Origin of the sequence: Nostoc sp., from assembly GCF_036917455.1 — a bacterium.
In the GTDB taxonomy this organism is placed as follows: Bacteria; Cyanobacteriota; Cyanobacteriia; order Cyanobacteriales; family Nostocaceae; genus Nostoc.
In genome coordinates, this window is record NZ_JBALDK010000015.1 from 1 (window position 1) to 20557 (window position 20557).

General features: G+C 41.9%; 18 protein-coding genes and 2 pseudogenes. 14 read left to right on the forward strand and 6 right to left on the reverse strand.

The annotated features are described in order from the left end of the window. Window positions 1-1092: 1092 nt before the first annotated feature. Window positions 1093-1923, forward strand: a complete 831-nt coding sequence (locus tag V7K42_RS00910; protein WP_334912672.1) for a phytoene/squalene synthase family protein — start codon at window positions 1093-1095, stop codon at window positions 1921-1923. Between the two features lie 467 nt (window positions 1924-2390). Beyond that, entirely contained in the window at window positions 2391-3995 is a 1605-nt protein-coding gene (locus V7K42_RS00915) for a serine/threonine-protein kinase (RefSeq protein WP_334912674.1), read from the forward strand. A 311-nt stretch (window positions 3996-4306) separates the two neighbouring features. Here the strand turns inward: V7K42_RS00915 and V7K42_RS00920 are convergent, their stop codons facing one another. Beyond that, window positions 4307-4435, reverse strand: coding sequence for a hypothetical protein (locus tag V7K42_RS00920; protein WP_334912676.1), 129 nt, complete (start codon window positions 4433-4435; stop codon window positions 4307-4309). A gap of 431 nt (window positions 4436-4866) precedes the next feature. Between V7K42_RS00920 and V7K42_RS00925 the strand changes: the two genes are divergently transcribed. The 3 genes from V7K42_RS00925 (at window position 4867) to V7K42_RS00935 (ending at window position 6357) form a co-directional block, all read left to right on the forward strand. Continuing rightward, complete coding sequence (locus tag V7K42_RS00925) at window positions 4867-5598, forward strand: FHA domain-containing protein (RefSeq protein WP_334912678.1); 732 nt, start codon at window positions 4867-4869, stop codon at window positions 5596-5598. A 97-nt stretch (window positions 5599-5695) separates the two neighbouring features. After that, the gene (locus tag V7K42_RS00930) at window positions 5696-5866 is read left to right on the forward strand and encodes a hypothetical protein (RefSeq protein ID WP_334912680.1); all 171 of its coding nucleotides are present in this window, start codon (window positions 5696-5698) and stop codon (window positions 5864-5866) included. A gap of 218 nt (window positions 5867-6084) precedes the next feature. Beyond that, the gene (locus V7K42_RS00935) at window positions 6085-6357 is read left to right on the forward strand and encodes a hypothetical protein (protein WP_334912682.1); all 273 of its coding nucleotides are present in this window, start codon (window positions 6085-6087) and stop codon (window positions 6355-6357) included. Window positions 6358-6461: 104 nt separating this feature from the next. Here the strand turns inward: V7K42_RS00935 and recA are convergent, their stop codons facing one another. Continuing rightward, complete coding sequence (recA, locus tag V7K42_RS00940) at window positions 6462-7541, reverse strand: recombinase RecA (protein ID WP_334892750.1); 1080 nt, start codon at window positions 7539-7541, stop codon at window positions 6462-6464. Between the two features lie 464 nt (window positions 7542-8005). Continuing rightward, entirely contained in the window at window positions 8006-8479 is a 474-nt protein-coding gene (locus V7K42_RS00945; protein ID WP_334912684.1) for a DUF4385 domain-containing protein, read from the reverse strand. Window positions 8480-8554: 75 nt separating this feature from the next. Between V7K42_RS00945 and V7K42_RS00950 the strand changes: the two are divergent. Together V7K42_RS00950 and V7K42_RS00955 are read left to right on the forward strand one after the other, a co-directional pair. Then, window positions 8555-9018, forward strand: a pseudogene (locus tag V7K42_RS00950) (VOC family protein). A gap of 28 nt (window positions 9019-9046) precedes the next feature. After that, on the forward strand, window positions 9047-9343 hold the full coding sequence (locus V7K42_RS00955; protein ID WP_334912686.1) for a hypothetical protein: 297 nt from the start codon (window positions 9047-9049) through the stop codon (window positions 9341-9343). A 219-nt stretch (window positions 9344-9562) separates the two neighbouring features. Here the strand turns inward: V7K42_RS00955 and V7K42_RS00960 are convergent. Both V7K42_RS00960 and V7K42_RS00965 read right to left on the reverse strand, forming a co-directional pair. Further along, a pseudogene (locus V7K42_RS00960) lies at window positions 9563-9703 on the reverse strand (Uma2 family endonuclease); the annotation flags it as partial. A gap of 76 nt (window positions 9704-9779) precedes the next feature. Next, window positions 9780-10541, reverse strand: a complete 762-nt coding sequence (locus V7K42_RS00965; protein ID WP_334912688.1) for a class I SAM-dependent methyltransferase — start codon at window positions 10539-10541, stop codon at window positions 9780-9782. 6 nt (window positions 10542-10547) lie between these two features. Here V7K42_RS00965 and V7K42_RS00970 point away from each other — a divergent pair, with 6 nt between their 5' ends. The 7 genes from V7K42_RS00970 to fabD all read left to right on the forward strand — a co-directional run bounded on the left by V7K42_RS00970 (window position 10548) and on the right by fabD (window position 19558). Then, window positions 10548-11366 carry a class I SAM-dependent methyltransferase gene (locus tag V7K42_RS00970; protein ID WP_334912690.1) on the forward strand — a complete coding sequence of 273 codons (819 nt, stop codon included), beginning with the start codon at window positions 10548-10550 and terminating at the stop codon, window positions 11364-11366. 161 nt (window positions 11367-11527) lie between these two features. Beyond that, complete coding sequence (locus tag V7K42_RS00975) at window positions 11528-13789, forward strand: cation:proton antiporter domain-containing protein (RefSeq protein WP_334912692.1); 2262 nt, start codon at window positions 11528-11530, stop codon at window positions 13787-13789. Window positions 13790-13997: 208 nt separating this feature from the next. Continuing rightward, window positions 13998-14267, forward strand: coding sequence for a DUF3146 family protein (locus tag V7K42_RS00980; protein WP_372726526.1), 270 nt, complete (start codon window positions 13998-14000; stop codon window positions 14265-14267). Window positions 14268-14483: 216 nt separating this feature from the next. After that, window positions 14484-15965, forward strand: a complete 1482-nt coding sequence (locus V7K42_RS00985) for a leucyl aminopeptidase (RefSeq protein WP_334912694.1) — start codon at window positions 14484-14486, stop codon at window positions 15963-15965. 438 nt (window positions 15966-16403) lie between these two features. Beyond that, a complete protein-coding gene (plsX, locus tag V7K42_RS00990; RefSeq protein ID WP_334912696.1) occupies window positions 16404-17426 on the forward strand; it encodes a phosphate acyltransferase PlsX in 1023 nt (340 codons plus the stop codon). A gap of 133 nt (window positions 17427-17559) precedes the next feature. Further along, window positions 17560-18552, forward strand: a complete 993-nt coding sequence (locus tag V7K42_RS00995) for a beta-ketoacyl-ACP synthase 3 (protein ID WP_334912698.1) — start codon at window positions 17560-17562, stop codon at window positions 18550-18552. Window positions 18553-18676: 124 nt separating this feature from the next. Further along, on the forward strand, window positions 18677-19558 hold the full coding sequence (fabD, locus tag V7K42_RS01000) for an ACP S-malonyltransferase (protein WP_334912700.1): 882 nt from the start codon (window positions 18677-18679) through the stop codon (window positions 19556-19558). A 164-nt stretch (window positions 19559-19722) separates the two neighbouring features. Here the strand turns inward: fabD and V7K42_RS01005 are convergent, their stop codons facing one another. Next, window positions 19723-20526, reverse strand: coding sequence for a HAMP domain-containing protein (locus V7K42_RS01005; protein ID WP_334912702.1), 804 nt, complete (start codon window positions 20524-20526; stop codon window positions 19723-19725). Window positions 20527-20557 lie beyond the last annotated feature (31 nt).

The following is a 20557-nucleotide window of genomic DNA, read 5'->3' on the forward strand; positions in this document are numbered from 1 at the left end:
ATAAGATTATGCATATTCTCTTATTTAAAAAAAAGTATTTGATGTGTATTCAATAGCAAGCTAGAATACACATATTTAATTATTTTTAACAAGAGTTCTCAAGACACATTAAAGCATAATACTGAAATAGTTACTCCCTTTTTAAGTACAGCAAAACGACGTAGTTAGACAAAATTTGTAGCTTACTAAGATGAAAACTGTACGCCACACAAACATTCTGCCATCTGTAGCCACTTTTACTGTACCATTGCCTAAAATTCCTCAAAAAAACCTGGGATAGTCCGTGTTCCGGTTCGCAGTTTGATACGCAGAGACAGGTAATCAACAACCCAGCAATTTATGAGATAAAAAGTAAAGACCATAGCTTTAGCCTGACTCAAAACAACTACTTGAACTTCCATATTTTGAGACCAATGAGAGGTCAAATATTCACAAATATTTTGTTGAGTGGGCAAACAGCCCACTTTTGTATTATTAATCTCGTAAATATACGGGAACTTCTTGTTTTGGGTTATGGTCACTTTATGTCACCTTGAATAGCGAGGAGGCTCCGACTAGAACCACTCAAGCTTAAGCAATGCCTGATTTAGGCATTGCAGCTCTCAATGTCTAATTTAACTGACTCCAACTCTTCCACAAGTCGCCGTTTACATCTAAAGGTACGGATAGTTACTTTATCCGTTACCAGCTTTTCCTGGATTGTCTTTATATATACAATAACTATACTTTGCTAGTCAGATTAACGCAGACTTAGAAGACTTTCAAATTCCTAAAATGGATGTTTGCTTGTGGAATAAATTCGCTGTAATCGACCAAATATTAGCATAATTGTTTGTATATGGGCTATAAAATCATGAAAGCTATATCAAACGACACCTTACAAATTTTTGCAGCCAAAAGCCTATATACTAGATTAGACTTTGATAAATTTGAGAGTTTTGTTAATTGCAACACCAAAAACGATTAATTTTTAGATGAAATACTAGCGTATCTTATAGTCTATAGTTTTTAAGGTTTAGTCAAAACTATATCCAGTATTATCAAAAAACTGCAAACTTCATGTGGTGCAAAAATCAAGCGGGGAGTGAAAACATGAATTTACGTAGAGATGCATTGCAAATCCTCCAAGAAACTAGCCGAACTTTTTATATCCCAATTAATCTTTTACCGCCAGGATTGCAAGAAGCAGTAGCATCGGCATATTTGTGTATGCGGGCCATTGATGAAATTGAAGATCATCCAGGACTAGATAATGCTACTAAAGCAAAGCTGTTGAGAACGATTAGTCTGACATTACAGGCAGGAGTTGATGGCTTCGAAGTGGATGCTTTCTTTGAAGGATTTAGTGGCTATGAGAATACCCTAGAAGAAGTCACTCTCAGAATTAGAGAATGGTCACTGCTAGCACCAGAAACCATTGCACCTCGAATTTGGGATGCCACTGCTGCAATGGCAGACCGTATGGCTTCTTGGGCAGAAATAAACTGGAAAATTTACACAGAGTCTGATTTGGATCGTTATACCTTTGGGGTTGCAGGTGCGGTGGGATTATTACTTTCGGACTTATGGACTTGGTACGATGGAACGCAAACGAACCGTACTCAGGCTATTGGGTTTGGTCGAGGTTTACAAGCAGTAAATATCCTGCGTAACCATACTGAAGATTTGGGGCGTGGGGTAGACTTCTTCCCAGAAGGTTGGAGTGCAGCAAAGATGCAAGAGTATGCGCGGCGCAATCTAGCCTTAGCTGAAGCTTATACCAAAGACCTTCCTACAGGTCCAGCCTTAGATTTTTGCCAAATTCCCTTAACCTTAGCTAATGGCACTCTTGACGCTCTTGCTAATGGTAAAGAGAAACTCAGCCGTAGTGATGTTTTTGCACTTATCGAACAACTGATTAGTGTGAACATGAAAGCCAGCTAATAGTCTTTTAAGGACTCATGGAGACAATTCTAAATTGCCTCCAAATTTAGGCATCCAAAATCCTACAGCGATTTTTTGTAAGGGAGCCAGTATAGTATTCTCCCAACGCGTAGCGTCTCGTAGAGAAAGGGAGACGCTAAAAGCGTTAGTTCGCAAGTCCGCGAATGTCTAAAATCTCTCAAAATGAATGAATTAGGGTGTCATCGCCAAGTATAGTGACTGGCATTGGTGATTGCCCTAATACTAGTTTTGGATTTTGGAATAAACACTGAGATCGAAGACTAGTTATTATTAAGTATAATAAAATATAGTGTTCTGGCAAAATATTTACGTAATCCCAGCTAGACTTTAGGAACTCTTCAAAGGATTTCCAGCAGAAATTACCTGGCAACTGTTGATTAATATCTAAATAATTGAGAGAGAGTATAATGCTCCCCGTGATTATTCGTGCAGCGAGTTGACAGTGCATGAGCTACTGCTTAAATCCTATCTGTCCCAATCCAGAAAATTTGGTAAATAGCCAAAGGTGTCAGTCTTGTGGCTCGCAACTACTGTTGCGCGATCGCTATCAGGTGATTAAACCATTAGGCCAAGGTGGCTTTGGAGCAACCTTCTTAGCTAACGATCAAGGCTTACCAGGAGAACCGAGTTGCGTAATCAAACAATTACGCCCATCAGGAAGTGCCCCACACGTTTTACAGATGGCCAGAGAACTCTTTGAACGAGAAGCTAAAACTCTAGGTAAAATTGGTAATCATCCTCAAGTACCAAGATTATTAGACTATTTTGAAGATCATGAGCAATTCTACTTAATTCAAGAATACATCAGTGGTGATACTTTGCAGGAGGAGGTCAAACTTAACGGCATCTTGAGTGAAACTGGAGTCAAGCAATTTTTGAGCGAAGTTTTGCCACTACTCCAATACATCCACGAGCAAAAGGTGATTCACCGTGATATCAAACCAGCCAACTTAATTCGCCGTACTCAAGATTCCAGAATGGTACTAATCGACTTTGGTGCTGTCAAAAACCAAATCAGCCAAGGCGCGACAAGTCCATCAGGACAGACAGCATTAACCGCTTATGCTATTGGTACTCCTGGTTTTGCACCTCCAGAGCAAATGGCTATGCGTCCAGTCTACGCCAGTGATATTTATGCACTGGGGGTGACATGCATTTATTTACTCACTAGCAAAACTCCCAAAGACTTAGATTACAATCCCAACACTGGCGAGATGATGTGGGAGCAACTTGTGCAAGTGAGCGATCACTTGAGCAATGTATTGCGAAAAATGTTAGACGTGTCTGTACGTAATCGCTATCAGTCTGCGTCAGACGTTCTCAGAGCCTTGCAAATAGAACCATACTTAGAAAGTTTAGCAAAGGGTTTATTAATTAAATCAGATACTGGATCTAAAGACCGAACATACAACCATTTAGAAAATTCTGCTGTTTTATGTAACAACTCTTCTGTCGCTGCTACCAGTGCAGGAGTGGCACAGGTGGCGGCAGCAATTCGTGCCAGACGAGCTAAGGCAGCAGAAGCGGCTGGATCGCACCAGGGTTCAGGGATGGCCAAATCAACAACTTTTGCTAACAGCAACAGTAATGGTTCGCAAGGTCAAAATTCTAAAGTTGAGCGTAAATTAGATACCCAAAGTTTGTTAACCGCCTACCAGAAGGGAAGACGAGATTTTGCTCTCCACAATTTAAATTTGCTGAACCTGCAAGGTGCTGACTTATCAGGAACAAATTTCCATTCCACTCAATTCCAAAAAACCAATCTTCAGGGAGCTAATCTTCACAATAGTGATTTTGGCAGAGCCAGTCTCACTAAAGCAAATCTCAAGGATGCTAATTTGAGCAAAGCATACTTTAATCATGCTGATTTAGAAGGTGCAGACCTGCGAGGTGCAGACCTCAGTAATGCTTATCTCAGCAATGCCAACCTCAGAGGAGCTAATCTGTGTGGTGCTAATCTCACCAGTGCCAAAATTTCCGATGAGCAACTAGCACTAGCAAAAACAAACTGGATGACTATTCGCCCCAATGGTAAACGAGGTTTATTATAAGTTGAAAATTGAGATGTTTGAGCCAGAACAAGCAACTGGCTCTCAGACTAATTCTCTACTTTTTAACGAGGTTTGGGAGGATAAAGTTTTAAATTGAACTGTATTGTTTTATAAAACTCATAAAGCTGTGATTTTCTTATTAGCTTGACAAATCAGCCCTTATTCTTCTCGATAAAACTTAGAATTATTCGGAATTGACCAAATAGATATGATATGGCAATCATATTGGATTTATGATAATTTACAATCCCAGAACCCCGATTTCGTAAAAGTTGTCGGGGATATTGTTTATCAAGAATGGTTCAGGATTGTTATGGTTGAGTTGAACTATAGCGATCGCTCTTGTAAATGTTAATAAATATCCAACTATAAAAATCAGGTTTGATTTCTGCCAATACTACGTAGGATGTGTTAGCGACAGCGTAACGCATCAAACTCATGATAATAGTGCGTTACGAACTCCGTTTTAACACAACGCCAGTTGCTACAACGGAGGGAACCTCCGCAACGCACTGGCTCCTCTACAATACAATACCTAATTTCGTTCAAAAATCAAATAGTAACCCTATATCTAGCAAAAATACGCAGATGTTTGGCAATTCTTAATAAAATCTTTATGATTATTATCTGTTACAAATAATAAATAGTTATTTACAATAAAGCATCACAATAATTGTTCATAGATATTTCCATGCTTTTGATTGCTATTAACAATAGGGTATCTCGTACTTAAAAACTGTAAAATCTAAAGCTCTAAAGCAACTCAAGTTTTCAGATTCCACGGGAAGTGAAAAATTAATTAATTATCTCTGATTGTAGGCTCAAGTAGAATATTTACAACCGAAATCAGGTAATACAAGGTTTAGGTATCATGGCTGAATTTGCACAAACGGAAATAGAACGGCGATTAACTTTATATCAGGTATTCCTCAAGTTGTATGAACACCACAGCACCCTTCTAGATGAAATTCTTCAGCTAGAAAACCTATCTCAACCGTCATTGAAGAAGATGAAGGTATGTTACGTACATGGTGTAGTGGATAATGCTGCTGTTTATTTGATGACTAACTTATGCGACAATCAGACTCAAAGTTTACGACAGCCACAGCAGATATGGACAATAGGCCGTAATCACAACAGTGGTATTTGCATTCCTGATAATTATATGTCTGGTCGCCATGCGGCTATTCAATATATTGACGATCAAGGCTTCTACTTCATAGATTTCAACAGTACCAATGGCTCGTTTGTGAATGGCGATCGCGCTTTTGGGCCAATCAAGCTCAAAGATGGCGATCGCATCCGTCTAGGAAACATGACTTTTGACTTTTTTGTGAATTATGCTTGCCGTATTTTGCCAACTGTAACAATGGAGTTATTGATGCAGCTTGTGCAGAAAAAGAAGGAACAATTAGAAATACTTACTTTATCTCCTAACAGACAAATATTTATACCTGGAAAATCAGATGAAAATTTAGATGCTTTCAGAAATCCCCCACTATTTGAGAAGTTTAAACATGACTATAATAACTTTAGTTCAGAACAGAAATCAGAAATTTTAGACCGTTTTTTTAGCAGACAAAAACCCTACAATCCCAGCTAAAAAATTGGAAATTAAAGAATAATTGCAAAAATTAAGAGTGCTTTACCTGCTTTATTTTGGGAATACTGTAATCAGAATTAAGTAAATAGGAAGCATCATGGCAAGGTTATTGCATCAACCAGGTGATGCGATCGTTGATTCTACAAAGCAGCCTCACAGCGATCGCTATCGCATTATTAACATTTTGGGTGAAAGAAATAGCGGTATGGGCAAGCGATACCAGCAACAGATTTATACGGCTTGGGAGCAACATTATTATTCTTATTGACTCACCGATCGCCAGCAGAATTACCCCATAATGGTTTATCTGTGGATTTTCGTAATGGACCGCGCCCTACCGGAGGCGATCGCAGGACGCTACAGCGCTTCCCGCTATTATGCAATACAGTTTTTCTCCTTGCCCTCCTAGCATAGCTTTCAGCTTTGAGGATAGATGTACCTCATAGCTGCCGGAAGTGCTGTATCAGATTCGCCATGTTTTAGGACATGGTGGTATGGGTAAGTATTACTTATGCGGCTGAGGATTTGCAAACTAATCAACCGATGGCGCTGAAAGTGCTTTCCTTGCATCGCATCAAAGATTGGAAAATACTGGAATTATTTGAACGAGAAGTGAAAATTCTTGCTCATCTCAACTCGTTTTGTACTTTAGCGATCGCCTTAAGAAAAATCAAGTTTGGACTATTTTTGATCAACAAAGAGAAAGCATGGTTAGTGAATGAAATCAACGCCTTTGCCGAGCGCCATAACTATGAATAGCACTAACTTTTCCCAAAGGGAGAAGATTGCATTTTAGCTCTTCTCCCCATATAGAACCTAATTACAAATTAGTAATGGCTATCTAATTAATACATCCACGTTCCTTATTCTTCTGGCTCTAAGTCGCCTTCTTCCTCTTCATCTTCTTCACTGGGTTTAGCTACGGAGTTAGCAGAAACAACAGCGCCTTTATCTAGCTTTTCACGCACTAGTTTCTTAATTTCTTCAGCAAATTCAGGTTTTTCTTCTAGATACTTAATGGCATTGTCTCGTCCTTGGGAGATGTTATCGCCGTTGTAACTATACCAAGCTCCTTTGCGGACAATAATGGAAGTTTCTTCTGCCAAGTCTACAATACAACCCAAGGTAGAAATTCCTTTACCAAAAATAATGTCAAATTCCGCAATCCTAAAAGGTGGCGCTACTTTATTTTTGGCGACTTTGACTTTAACGCGATTACCAAATTCATCTGTACCTTTTTTCAAGGTTTGAATTCGGCGAATATCCAAGCGCACCGAAGCGTAAAATTTCAATGCGTTACCGCCAGTTGTGGTTTCTGGGCTACCGTAAGTAACACCGATTTTTTGCCGCAACTGGTTAATGAAAATTACTGTACAACCAGATTTACCAATGTTACCCGTTATTTTACGTAGAGCTTGGCTCATTAACCGCGCTTGTAAACCAACGTGAATATCACCCATATCGCCTTCAATTTCAGCGCGGGGAACTAGTGCTGCTACTGAGTCAATGACTACAATATCAACCGCAGCAGAGCGAACAAGCTGATCGACAATTTCCAAAGCTGATTCGCCAGTGTCAGGTTGAGAAATCAGCAAATTGTCAATATCTACACCCAATGCCGCAGCATAAGTGGGATCGAGAGCGTGTTCAGCATCAACAAAAGCAGCAATACCGCCATTTCTTTGCACTTCGGCGAGGGCATGTAAAGCTACTGTAGTCTTACCAGAACTTTCTGGCCCATAAATTTCAATTACCCGCCCCTTGGGTAAACCACCGCCCAATGCTAAATCTAGAGTCAGCGCCCCACTGGAAATTGTTTCCACCCGCATCCGGGTAGCATCACCCAGGCGCATGATTGCTCCTTTACCAAAGCTGCGCTCAATCTGGTTTAGCACCATAGTCAGCGCTTTTTGCTTGCCGGAAGTATCGGTGTTGATAGCCATGTCTGCCTCTAATGCCTCTAAATATATGGTTTTAAGGAGTGTTGCTTTGGGAGTTTGAGTAGAACAGATATACTATTTTAACCAGAAAATTCTGGAATAGGACTTCTCAAATCAAAAAAGGGGTGTGACAAGATCGTAACTCGATCGCTACCAGATTAGGGTAGTCTTGCACAATGATACCAACTTGCATTCAGGGATTGCTTTTTTTGGTTGGGTAAGCAAGGGATTTTCAAAGAAAAAACTATCTAAACAACACTGTCAGTAGAACCTTCCTTGTGAACATTTGCAAAGGTGGCTAAATTAGGAGCGATCGCTAGCAGGGTAAAGGCACAGGAGTTAGTAACCTCATACTGGATAAGGATCTTGATGAAAAAAGAGCCTGACCGATAAAATGCCCAAACTCTTGGTATTATACGTTTATGTAGCGGCGATTTCCAGTAACTACGTATACTTGGTTACATAGTTCAGTTGCTCTCAAACATCTGTTTATGCTTGGCTAAAAGCTCTTGGTATTTTTTATTTGTCTTTGCTTGTATCCACTTGGTTTTAAATATTACTGCTGATTCAGCTTTAACTTGGTCTACTTCATAGGGAAGAATCTCTTTTTTGTCTCCTGAAGTTTCCGATTTTTGTTTATACTTTCTGCCGCTTTTATGATTAGCATAACGACGGGAGCGAGTATAACCCATTTGGATAAACTTTCGTGCCATATCTGCGCCGATAAAATCATCTTGTTCTAGATAATCAAGAAACATATCGTAGATTTTTTCACTTGACTCTCTAGCAATATCAGGAGTTTTAAACCGCCAGTAGGGAAGTATTTCTGATTTGTATGGTTCTACTAAAAGTACACCCTGTTCACCCTTACCAACACGATAGAGTTCAGGATGTTGACGAAAATCAATATTTTTAAAGTCTAAAGAATAATTAAATAACATGATAGATTTTTGTTAATAATAAACTTTTAATCGAAAGTTAAGCTTCTATCTAAAGTATTGAGATTTTGTTCTACTATGCTATCTAGAACCCAATCTGTGAACAGTGTCCTTGCACCAGGAAATCTGCGTAAAGTACATCACATTGCCCTCAACGTCCAGGATATGCAAGCTTCCCGCTACTTTTATGGCACAATTTTGGGTTTGCACGAACTCACAGGCGACAAAGTACCCGCAACCCTAGTGGAACTTGTTGCATCTGGGAAAGTAGCCAACTTCATCACCCCAGATGGGACGATACTGGATTTATTTGGGGAACCAGAATTATCACCACCAGATCCCAATCCAGAGAAGACATTCACCAGAGCCATCTGGCTTTTGATATCGATCCGCAGTTATTCGATCGCGCGGTGACAGTGATCGGGGAAAATAAAATAGCGATCGCATACGGCCCAGTTACTCGTCCTACTGGCAGAGGTGTGTATTTTTACGATCCAGATGGCTTTATGATTGAAATTCGTTGCGATCCAGAAGCTGCTTAACTTAGGAGTAATAACAAAAATCTGTACTATGACCGCAAAACTCACACAAATATTTAAAGTAATTGAAGACACGATCGCCAAACCGCCAATTCCACACGAACCATACAAGCAATCATTGAAAGCTTGGGCGATATATTGTTTACGAGACAAAGGTTTTATAGTCGTTTACGCTCAAAATGCCGACTTTGCTATTGAAAGAAAGCGCGAAGAAAAGCTATATTTTAAAGTTTCAAATAGCCCCGATGATTTAGATAATTCTCTTAGCTGGATTGTTTGGGATAGTGGAACCAAAAACGCCAGTCTCATTCCCCAAAAACTAGACTGATGTCAAAATAGTTAAGCTGTTCTGCATTTAATTTGCACGCTCGACGCGGGCAGGATGTCCGCACTACAATGATTTGAATAAATCACAATGTGCAAATTACAAGACGATCGGCTTATCAAACGTTTCCCTGATTTTTTAACTATTCTGAATTTTGAATTCTGACTAACTATCTTCATCAGACAACTGTTGCACAAATATTTGATGTTCTGACGAATTTAATGCCAAGTATACAACTCCTTCAATTAATTCTGCCTTTTGATGACGGGACATTGCTTGATAGCGGCGCTCAAATTCGTAGCGAGTGAGGCGATCGCCATTTTCTAAAAGAGGAATTTGTTGTTTGAATGATAGGTTGACCATGATTTTGTGCTGTGGCAAGGAGTTTTACTTTATTATGGCTTGGGACATATTTTTCTTGTGATTTACCGTCCAAGCGTCATCTTGTCAAAACATCGCTAGAATCAGGCTTCTCAAACACCATTAAATGCTGTCGAGGTAATAAGTTTTTAGTTTCGCGCCAAACCAAACCAACAGCTTGCATTTCTTTGCGGACTTGCTTTTGAGTCATTTTGTGTAAACCTTTAATCATAATAAAAGGATTTTCACCCCGGTACTCAACCAGCACCACCTGACCACCTGGTTTAAGTGCTTTCACAATTCCTTGCATCACTTCTTGGGGATATTCAAGTTCATGATAAGCATCTACCATCAATGCCAAATCGATACTTTCAAATGCTAAGTTAGGGTCGCTAAAGGTTGCTAAAATAGGCTCAACATTGGTGATATTTTTCTCTTTTTTAAACAACTCAATTATTTCCAACATTTCTGGCTGAACATCTACAGCTAACACTTTACCTGTTGTTAATAACGGTGCAATGCGAAAGCTCAAGTAACCTGTACCAGCACCAATATCCGCCACCACGTCATTAGGTTTCAGATTGAGGAGGCTGACTACCTTACTTGGCTGTTCCTCTCCCTCTCGGTTGGGACGTTCTAGCCAGCCAGCACCTGTGTATCCCATAACTTGGGCAATTTCGCGCCCCATGTAATATTTGCCGATACCATCTGGACTATGAATTATCCGTTGTTCGTAAACTGTGGTAGATGAAGATGCGGCTTGCGCTGTCAGAGTTGGGTTCAATAGCACACAAGTCAACATCACAATAAAAGTTACTATAAAGTGGAGAAAATTTGACATTTGGTTATGACTGATTTGAATAGTTATAAGCAGCAACTAAAAGAATTTTATGGTAATAGAACTACTTATGACCATGAAAAAGATACTCGTCATCCTCTAGACGCGAAGATTCTACTTGAATTCGTTACCCTAGATTCTGGACAAAAAATCCTTGATGTGGCGACTGGGACAGGTTTACTTGCAATAGCCGCCGCTGAAAAAGTTGGTTCAAATGGCTATGTGATTGGGATTGATATGACCCCTGGAATGTTGCATCAAGCAAAACTTAAGATCGCAGCCGCAAAATTACAAAATACCGAGTTAATTGAGGCAGATGCAGAATTTTTCAACTTTAGCGATAGTAGTTTTGATGTTGTCTTCTGCTGTGAGGCAATTGTCCTTTTTCCTGATATTCTTACTATTTTGAAAAAGTGGTATAGCTTCTTGAAAACAGGAGGGTTTGTAGCATTTACCTGTCCTCCTGAAACTGCTTTTATGGCATCTCTTCAGCAGAGGATCTTCGCTAAAGTTTTAGGCGGATCGTTACCACATATCCTTGAACCTCTGGGGACTCCAGACAAATGTCGAAATTTGCTTAATCAGGCAGGTTTTAGAGATGTCGAAATTAAAATTGAGCCATCAAGACGTTATCGGCATCTTAGAGATAGCAGATTATCTGAGACAGTAATTAATATAAATTTTAAAGGTAATCCTCTGTTGTCAAAACTATCACCAGAACAATTAAATCAGTTGCAAGTTGAGTACCAAGCTGAAATTGAAAAATTAGCAACCGAGCAAGGTATTTGGGAAGATACTACAAAGTTCTTTGTTCGCGCTCAAAAATAAGTTGATGAGCAAAGCGGTGTTTCTGAACTGACACTACGTCATTTTTACTAGATGTCTAATGATAATGACAGTTTAATCTCATAGGCCGATGTGGAAGTAAACATTTTCAGGATTTACTTGAACAGCCCGTTTAAAAATTTGTAATCCCATCTTTGGACACTATGCAAAACCTGCCCTTGATGTTAGTCCCTATACTCGCTGCACAGAAAGTAGCAGGTGACGGTGTAATTAAACCTCTCGGTCATCATGAGCTGTTGTTAGTGCTGGTGCAACTGTCACTATTGCTTTTGGTAGCGCGGGGATTAGGTGAGTTGATGCGGCGGATTAACCTCCCGCCTGTTGTTGGGGAATTATTGGCGGGTGTGTTGCTGGGCCCTTCTCTATTTGGTTTGCTGCTTCCAGACTTACAGGCGCATATCTTTCCCAAAAATCAAGAACAGTCTAATTTACTTTCGGTGATTTCTTGGTTAGGTGTGTTGTTTTTGCTGATTGTAACTGGGTTAGAGACGGATCTCAAGCTGATTCTTCGCAAGGGGAAAACGGCTCTTTTGATTTCACTGGGCGGAATTATTATCCCATTTATCACCGGATTTGGACTAGGTTGGCTATTGCCAGATAGTTTTTTAGCCAACCCGGAAAAGCGGCTAGTATTCAGTCTATTTATCGCCACAGCAATGAGTATTTCAGCAGTCCCAGTGATTGCGAAGGTGCTGATGGATTTAAACCTGATTCGCCGTGACATTGGTCAAGTCACCTTAGCGGCTGGGATGACTGACGACACCATCGGCTGGATTTTACTTTCTGTGGTTTCAGGTCTAGCTAGTAGCGGCAAATTTGACTTCGGGACAATTTTTCATTCCGTAAGTGCAGCTATATTGTTTTTAGCGATCGCTTTCACAATTGGGCGTACCATTGTAGACCAGATTTTGCGCTGGGTTGATGACTACGTTGGCGGTATCTCCGCTAGTATATCGGCTGTACTAATTCTTTCGCTCTCGGCAGCAGCACTTACCCATGCATTAGGTCTAGAAGCAGCATTAGGTGCTTTCGTACTGGGAATTCTGGCAGGTCAATCTCGCCGCTTTAGCAATGAAGCCGGACACATGCTAGAAGTCTTCACAGCAGCCTTTCTAGCACCAATTTTCTTTGCTTCAGCTGGCTTGAAAGTTGACTTGGGAACTCTGTTAGTCCCCCAAACGCTCCTATTTGGCTTGATTGTTCTCGCTGTCGCCTGTATTGGTAAATTTACAGGTGCTTATATTGGTTCTCGCGTTGGCGGCTTGAGTCATTGGGAAGGTTTGGCGATGGGTTCGGGGATGAATGCTCGCGGGGCGATGGAAATTGTAGTTGCTACCATTGGTTTATCCTTGGGAGTGCTGAATCCCCAGATGTACTCGATTATTGTGATGGTGGCGATCGTCACTTCCCTAATGGCTCCACCCCTTTTGCGCTGGTCTTTGTCAAACGTGGTGATGAGTGAAGAGGAAGCTCAACGTTTGGAACAAGAAGAGCAGGATAGCCGCAGCTTTATCAAACAGATCCAACGTGTCTTAATACCTACTAGTGGTGGCCCCAACATCCAACTTGCAGCGCAACTAGTGGGCTACATGGCTCACCAAAACTCCATAGAAGTCACATCTCTATATGCCCTAAGTGATAAGCAACCTCAAAGCAAAGCTCGGCGGACCGCAACCCAGCTTAAAGATACCGCCGCTGAGGAAGCTCTGGCTTCTGTTGCTGAGGAAATGCAGCTACCTGCTGATACAACTCTGCAAACAAAAACGGAGTCTGGGCGTAGTAAAGCAGAAGTAATTCTGAATGAAGCAAACAAAAACTATGACTTGATCGTATTGGGAGCTTCTGAACAGATGCGCCCTCAGAAAAAATTGTTCAATTTGCTTGTAGATCGGGTAGTACAAGAAGCGCCATGTGCAACGATGGTAGTAAAGTCGCATCTACACCAACCCAAAGGCGAGATATGCAAAATTGCTCAACAAAAGCTGACAAAGATTCTAGTGCCAACAGTAGGGACAGAATATAGCAAAAACGCTGTAGAAATGGCAAGTACGATCGCTGCTCAGACAGGAGCATTAGTAATGATTGTAAACGTGATTAATTTGCCACAGGTTGAGTATATTCTTTACGAGCAGCGATCGCTAGCTCCAGCAAAGGAAATCGCTCACGATCTGCTCGAACAGCAAGCAGCAATTGGCCGCAATCTGGATGCTGATGTTAAAACCTATATTCTTCAAGGAAACAGCCCAGAAAAGGAAATTCTCAAGTTTGCCCAAGCCGAGGAAGTCGATCTAATTATTCTAGGGAGTAATATCCGAATGGTTACGGGTCGCGTTTTCTTCGGTCACAGAGTGGATGTAATTCTAAGTAAAGCCCATTGCCCAGTAGCGGTAATTACTGCGCCATAATCGTTCTCAGCTTAGATCCATTTTAAGAAAATACATCCTTAGCACATCAGCTTACTACTGGCACACTTGCCATTCTGGCTTCTGACTCCTGAGTTCTTCTAGCTCAACTACAAATACTCATTTTGTCAGTTTGTCTATTTAAGCTATGTTTGGTAAATAAAATAAGAAGCCTACACAAACGGCTACTATTCTACACTTGATATAAAGCATTGTGAGTGCTAAAAGACGACTGCCAGAAACCATTGCCCATGTCAGAATCACCCGCCAATCCTGGCAACACGGCTTCCTTGAGGGTGAAGTGAGTGCAGGTGAATTTGAGTGGCATTTTCAGTGGCATTTTCGCCGAGGAGAACTTGCCGTCAAGCCTTCCCAAGGCCGCGCTTTAATCAAAGAACCCCTTGGTCGATTTTTGGAGCAACAAGATTATCAGCTAGAGCCTGGAGGAGATTATGCTTTTACTATTCGGGCGGAACTCTAGAAGTTATAAGTTATGAGTTGTAAAGATATTAATTTCTGACTCACGCCTAATGTGAATTAGAAAAAAAGGCGGGAGAAGTAAGAAGATGAAAGTTACCAGCTTTTCAACTCAGACTTCCTCCATGATTAGTATGGACAATTCCCAATTCCCCTCATCCTGAAACAATAATTTTGAGCAATACTGGTACAGGAAGGAATATTTACACAAAATCCCAAAATGACAATTCAACCTAGTGACAAGCCTTTGCTAGAGTGGGCAGGCGATAGTTTGGCAATTGGATTATTTGAAGATGCAGTCGAGTTAACTGGAGAACTGGCAACTTTAGATCAAAAGTTTTCCGGTGTATTAAAAGAACTGATTGCAGAAGAAGAATTTAAAGGTAAAGCCAACACTACAATCTTCACCCGTGTAAATGCTGGTAGCCCAGTGCGGAAATTGATTGTAGTAGGTTTAGGTAAACCAGATGCACTAAAACTAGATACTCTGCGACGCGCTGCTGCTGCTGTAGCTAGGGTAGGGAAAAAGCAAAAAAGCAAAATTCTGGGATTTAGTTTTCCATTATGGAATAACGATCCAGCAGCCAGTGCCCAAGCGATCGCAGAAGGTGTGGAATTAGCACTTTACCAAGATATTCGCTTTAAATCAGAACCAGAAGAGAAAGGATCGCAAATAGAAAGCGTAGATTTACTAGGTTTCGGTGGACAAGAAGCCGCTATTAGCCGCGCCAATCAAATCGTTTCTGGGGTAAATTTAGCTCGGCAGTTAGTAGCAGCGCCAGCTAACGCAGTCACACCCATTACTTTGGCAGAAACTGCTCAAGCGATCGCAAAAGAGTACGGTTTACAAGTAGAAATTCTAGAAAAAGAAGACTGTGAAAAGTTGGGTATGGGTGCTTTTTTGGGAGTATCGCAAGGTTCCGAGTTGCCACCTAAATTCATTCACCTGACTTACAAACCAGAAGGTACACCGAAAAAGAAACTAGCAATTATTGGTAAGGGTGTAACCTTCGATTCTGGCGGACTCAATATTAAAGGTGCTGGTAGTGGCATCGAAACCATGAAAATGGATATGGGTGGCGCAGCTGCTACTTTGGGCGCGGCAAAAGCAATTGCTCAAATTAAGCCAGATGTTGAAGTTCACTTTATCTCGGCAGTAGCTGAAAACATGATTAGCGGTCACGCCATGCACCCTGGAGATATTCTCACAGCATCAAACGGCAAAACAATCGAAGTGAACAACACCGACGCTGAAGGACGTTTAACCTTAGCAGATGCCTTGGTTTATGCCGACAAATTAGGGTTAAATGCGATCGTGGATTTAGCCACCCTAACCGGTGCTAACGTCATCGCCTTGGGTGACGATATTGCTGGTTTGTACACTCCCGATGATGGCGTAGCTTCCCAAATCGAGAAAGCTGCCCAAACTTCAGGAGAAAAGATTTGGCGGATGCCAATGGAAGAAAAATATTTTGAAGGGCTAAAGTCTGGCATCGCGGACATGAAAAATACAGGGCCGCGTCCAGGTGGTGCTATTACTGCTGCACTTTTCCTGAAACAATTCGTCAAAGAGACACCTTGGGCGCATATAGATATTGCTGGACCCGTGTGGACAGATAAGGAAAATGGCTACAACAGCGCAGGGGCAACCGGCTACGGCGTTCGGACACTAGTTAGCTGGGTTTTGGAGATTGGGGAGTAGGGAGAAGAGGCAGGGGGCAGGGGGCAGGGGGAGCAATGCGATTTTGTGAGCAGGGGGAGCAGGGATGCTCTTGAGGCAGGGGAAGAGAAAGAAATAAGTGTATTTATAGCTATAAAGGTTGTAAAAAATACTAAAGTTTTCTCTTCACTCCCCCTGCCTCAAGAGCTCTTTTCACGAGGATCTCACTTTTTCGCGTTGCTCCTGGGGGCAGGAGAGAAATCAATTCAAAATTAAAGAACTTCTGCCCCAATCCCCAATCCCCAATCCCCAATCCCCAATCCCCAGTCCCCAATCCCCAATCCCCAAATTCGTGCTATCTTGAGCTTGCCAGTAAAAATTGTTGCAATAGTAACAGAAATAATTTGGCAGTCAGAAAGTTAAGCTTTTTCGGGCATTGCCATCTGGTAAAATTTATAAGGTTTCTAAAAGCTCTGAGCAATGGGATCGACTCGCGTACGGATCGCAATTGACGCAATGGGAGGGGATCATGCACCCGGTGAAATCGTTGCTGGCGCACTGCGAGCAAAGGAAGAATTGGGTGTAGATATATTACTAGTTGGCGATCCCCAAAAAATAGAAGCTGCCTTCCCGCCAAAAACGAATCTAGGGCAGATGGAGATCGTGACTGCTGAAGAAGCGATCGCAATGGATGAGGAGCCTTTAAATGCAGTTAGACGCAAACGCAAGGCTTCTATCAATGTGGCGATGGATTTAGTCAAGCAGCAAAAAGCAGATGCGGTATTTTCTGCCGGTCACTCTGGGGCAGCTATGGCATCAGCTTTGCTCCGCTTAGGACGATTGCCGGGAATTGACCGTCCAGCAATCGGGACTGTTTTTCCAACAATTGTTGCTGGCAAACCTGTGTTAGTCCTTGATGTCGGCGCAAATGTAGATTGCCGTCCGAAGTTTTTAGAGCAGTTTGCCGTCATGGGTTCGGCTTACAGTCAGTATGTCTTAGGTACAACCGAACCGAAAGTGGGTTTGTTGAATATCGGTGAAGAAGACTCTAAGGGCAATGATGCAGCCGTCCGCGCCCACCAACTGCTCCGCGAAAATTCTCAAATTAATTTTATTGGCAATGCCGAAGGGCGTGATGTGCTTTCCGGTCACTTTGATGTGATTGTCTGCGATGGCTTTGTGGGCAATGTCCTATTAAAATTTGCCGAAGCCGTTGGAGAAGTAATTCTGCAAATTCTGCGCGAAGAATTACCCCAAGGATTGCATGGTCAAATTGGTTCAGCAATTTTAAAACCAAATCTGAAGCGAGTTAAGCAACGGATGGATCACGCAGAACACGGCGGTGCTTTGCTGTTAGGCGTGGCAGGAGTTTGTTTTATCGGTCACGGTAGCTCACAAGCACCTTCAATTTTTAATGCAATTCGCATGGCCAAAGAAGCTGTTGATAACCAAGTGCTACAACGAATTCAGTCCCAATATATCCTAGAGCGCGAGAGCGGTTAGTCATTAGTCATTGGTCATTGGTCATTGGTCATTTGGAAAGGACACAGGACAACTGACACAGGACAACTGACACAGGACAAATGACAAAGGACAACTGACAAAGGACAAAAGCTGATAGCTTGGGAGATTAGGAGTGCAAAACTTAGGCGTAGCAATTACCGGAAGTGGCTCGGCAGTACCCGCAACTTCCCTACACAATGAGACATTGACTGAACTAGTTGAAACATCAGACGAGTGGATTGCAACAAGAACGGGAATTCGTCAACGACGATTAGCCACACCATCTGAGTCCCTAAGTGGACTCGCTACTGCCGCCAGCATTCAGGCGATCGCAGCTTCAGGAGTTAGACCAGAAGACTTAGACCTGATTCTGCTTGCAACTTCCACCCCTGATGATTTGTTTGGTAGTGCTTGTAAAGTACAGGCTCAATTAGGAGCCAGCAATGCAGTAGCCTTTGACTTGACAGCAGCCTGCTCTGGCTTTGTTTTTGGTCTGGTTACAGCAGCCCAATACATCAGAACGGGTGTATATAAAAATGTACTTTTGATCGGGGCAGATATCCTCTCTCGCTGGGTGGATTGGGAAGATCGGCGCACTTGTGTATTATTCGGTGATGGTGCAGGGGCAGTGGTATTGCAGGCAGACAGAAGCGATCGCTTATTAGGATTTGCCCTTAAAAGTGATGGCACTCAAAACCATCATCTCAATCTTGCTTATACAGGCGCTTCCCAAGAATTGCTCCCCAATGTAAATATTACTAAAGGTACTTATCAACCTATTACTATGAACGGCAAAGAAGTCTACCGCTTTGCTGTGCAAAAAGTCCCAGAAATCATAGATAAAGCTTTATTTCAAGCCAACCTCAGTGTTGATCAAATAGATTGGCTGCTGTTACATCAGGCCAATCAGCGCATTATTGATGCCGTTGCCCAACGCCTGAATATCCCAGAACATAAAGTTATAAGTAATCTCGCCCATTATGGTAATACCTCTGCTGCTTCCATTCCCTTAGCTTTGGATGAAGCAGTACGACAAGGTAAAATTAAACCCAATGACATAATTGCTACATCCGGCTTTGGTGCAGGTCTTACCTGGGGCGCGGCAATTTTTCAATGGGGAAGATAGGGACTGGGGACTGGGGACTGGGTATTGGGTATTGGGAAAACTACTTTTCCATTCTTCCCTAATCCCCAGTCGCCAGTACCCAGTCCCCAGTCTTTAATGACCAATGACCACTGACTAATGACTAATGACTAAAACTGCATGGGTGTTTCCTGGACAAGGTTCTCAAACATTGGGAATGGGAATAGATTTATTAGATATACCATCCGCTAAAGACAAATTTGCTCAAGCAGAGGAAATTTTGGGCTGGTCTGTAACCGAAATCTGTCAAAACGAAGAAGCAAAGTTATCACAGACGCTATACACTCAGCCAACTCTTTATGTGGTAGAAAGTATTCTTGCCGATCTTCTTCGAGAACGAGGACAACAGCCAGATTTAGTTGCTGGCCACAGCTTGGGAGAATATTCTGCCCTTTATGTAGCGGGTGTCTTTGAGTGGGCGGCTGGTTTATATCTAGTAAAGCGTCGTGCAGAACTTATGGATAATGCCGTCGGTGGAATGATGGCGGCTTTGATGAACTTTGACCGCGAACAGTTGGAAAAAGTTATTGCCGAAAACCCTGATGTAGTACTGGCAAATGACAATAGTTCGGCTCAGGTAGTAATTTCAGGCACGACTGAGGCTGTACAAGCAGTGATGACTCAAGTTAAAGCCAAGCGTGCTATTCCTTTAAAAGTTTCTGGAGCATTTCACTCACATTTAATCGCACCTGCGGCTGCCCAATTCCAAGACATTTTAAAATCTGTGGAATTTCAGCCAGCTACTGTACCAGTGTTATCTAATGTCGAACCAATTCCGTCTATTGATGCCGAGATTTTAAAGGAACGCCTGAATAAACAAATGACCGGTTCTGTAAGATGGCGAGAAATTTCTCTGCAATTACCAGCCAACGGTATCCAGCGAGTAATAGAAGTTGGCCCTGGTAAAGTTTTAACTGGTTTGATTAAACGCAGTAGCCCTGACTTAATATTAGAAAATATCCAAAGTGCTGCTAATTTACCCGTTTAATTTTTTATAAATTTATTTAAATAAAAAATTCTGTACTTTTACCTATAACTGAGTTAAAACTTAATTTGCGTGCGTTTTTTCGACAATTTGACGAGCGATCGCTAGTCCTAAACCCGTACTGCCAACTGCTTTAGTATTATATAAATGGCCGAATATACGGGTTTTCACTTGGTTTCGTTATCTACCTTGAGGTTGTGCGATCGCACAATTTGCCGAATGCGATTAGTGCCAATGTTCATCGAAGACAGCATCTTGGGTAAATCATCTCGAATAAATTCCAGATCCAACTCTTTAGCTTCAGTTTGAATTTCAGCCACTGGATTGGGATAGTGAGACTGATACAGTTGGATAAATTTCAATAAATCTTGGGCGTAATTTTCTATATGGATAAGGTTGCCGTGAATGAAGTTAACAGGATTATTAATCTCATGTGCCACATCTGCCACCAGTTGCCTCAAGGCTGACATTTTTTCACTTTGGATCATCTGGGTTTGAGTCCGACGTAATTCTTCAAGTGTCTTTTGTAACGTTGTTGTCCGTTCCTCAACCCGTAGCTCTAACGCATTATTTACCTGTTCTAATTGGATGAAAGAAGTCTTTAATTGACTTGCCATGCTGTTGAAAGAACTGGCCAGTCCTCCAAGTTCATCCTGTCGCGTGGTATCGAGAGCGATCGCAAAGTCACCGTCAGCAAGTTCGTTACTAGCTGCGGTTAATTGCTGGAGGGGTTTAGCGATTTGCTGGTGCAACACCGACAAGAGCAACAACACTTCAACCAGCAGCGCCACTGCACCAGCAATTAAAATAAACTGAGCCATATCCCATGCTTCCCCCGATAGGAGTGATTTGGGATAGACTGTGACAAAATACCAATCTGGGCCTTGTAAGTGAGGTAGGGCGATTCTTAACGAAACGGACACACCAATGTTTGTGAAGGGTTTGTCTAAATAGGGTAAGCATGGAGTCACAGAGATTAGTCTTTAGGCTGAATATCTCCAG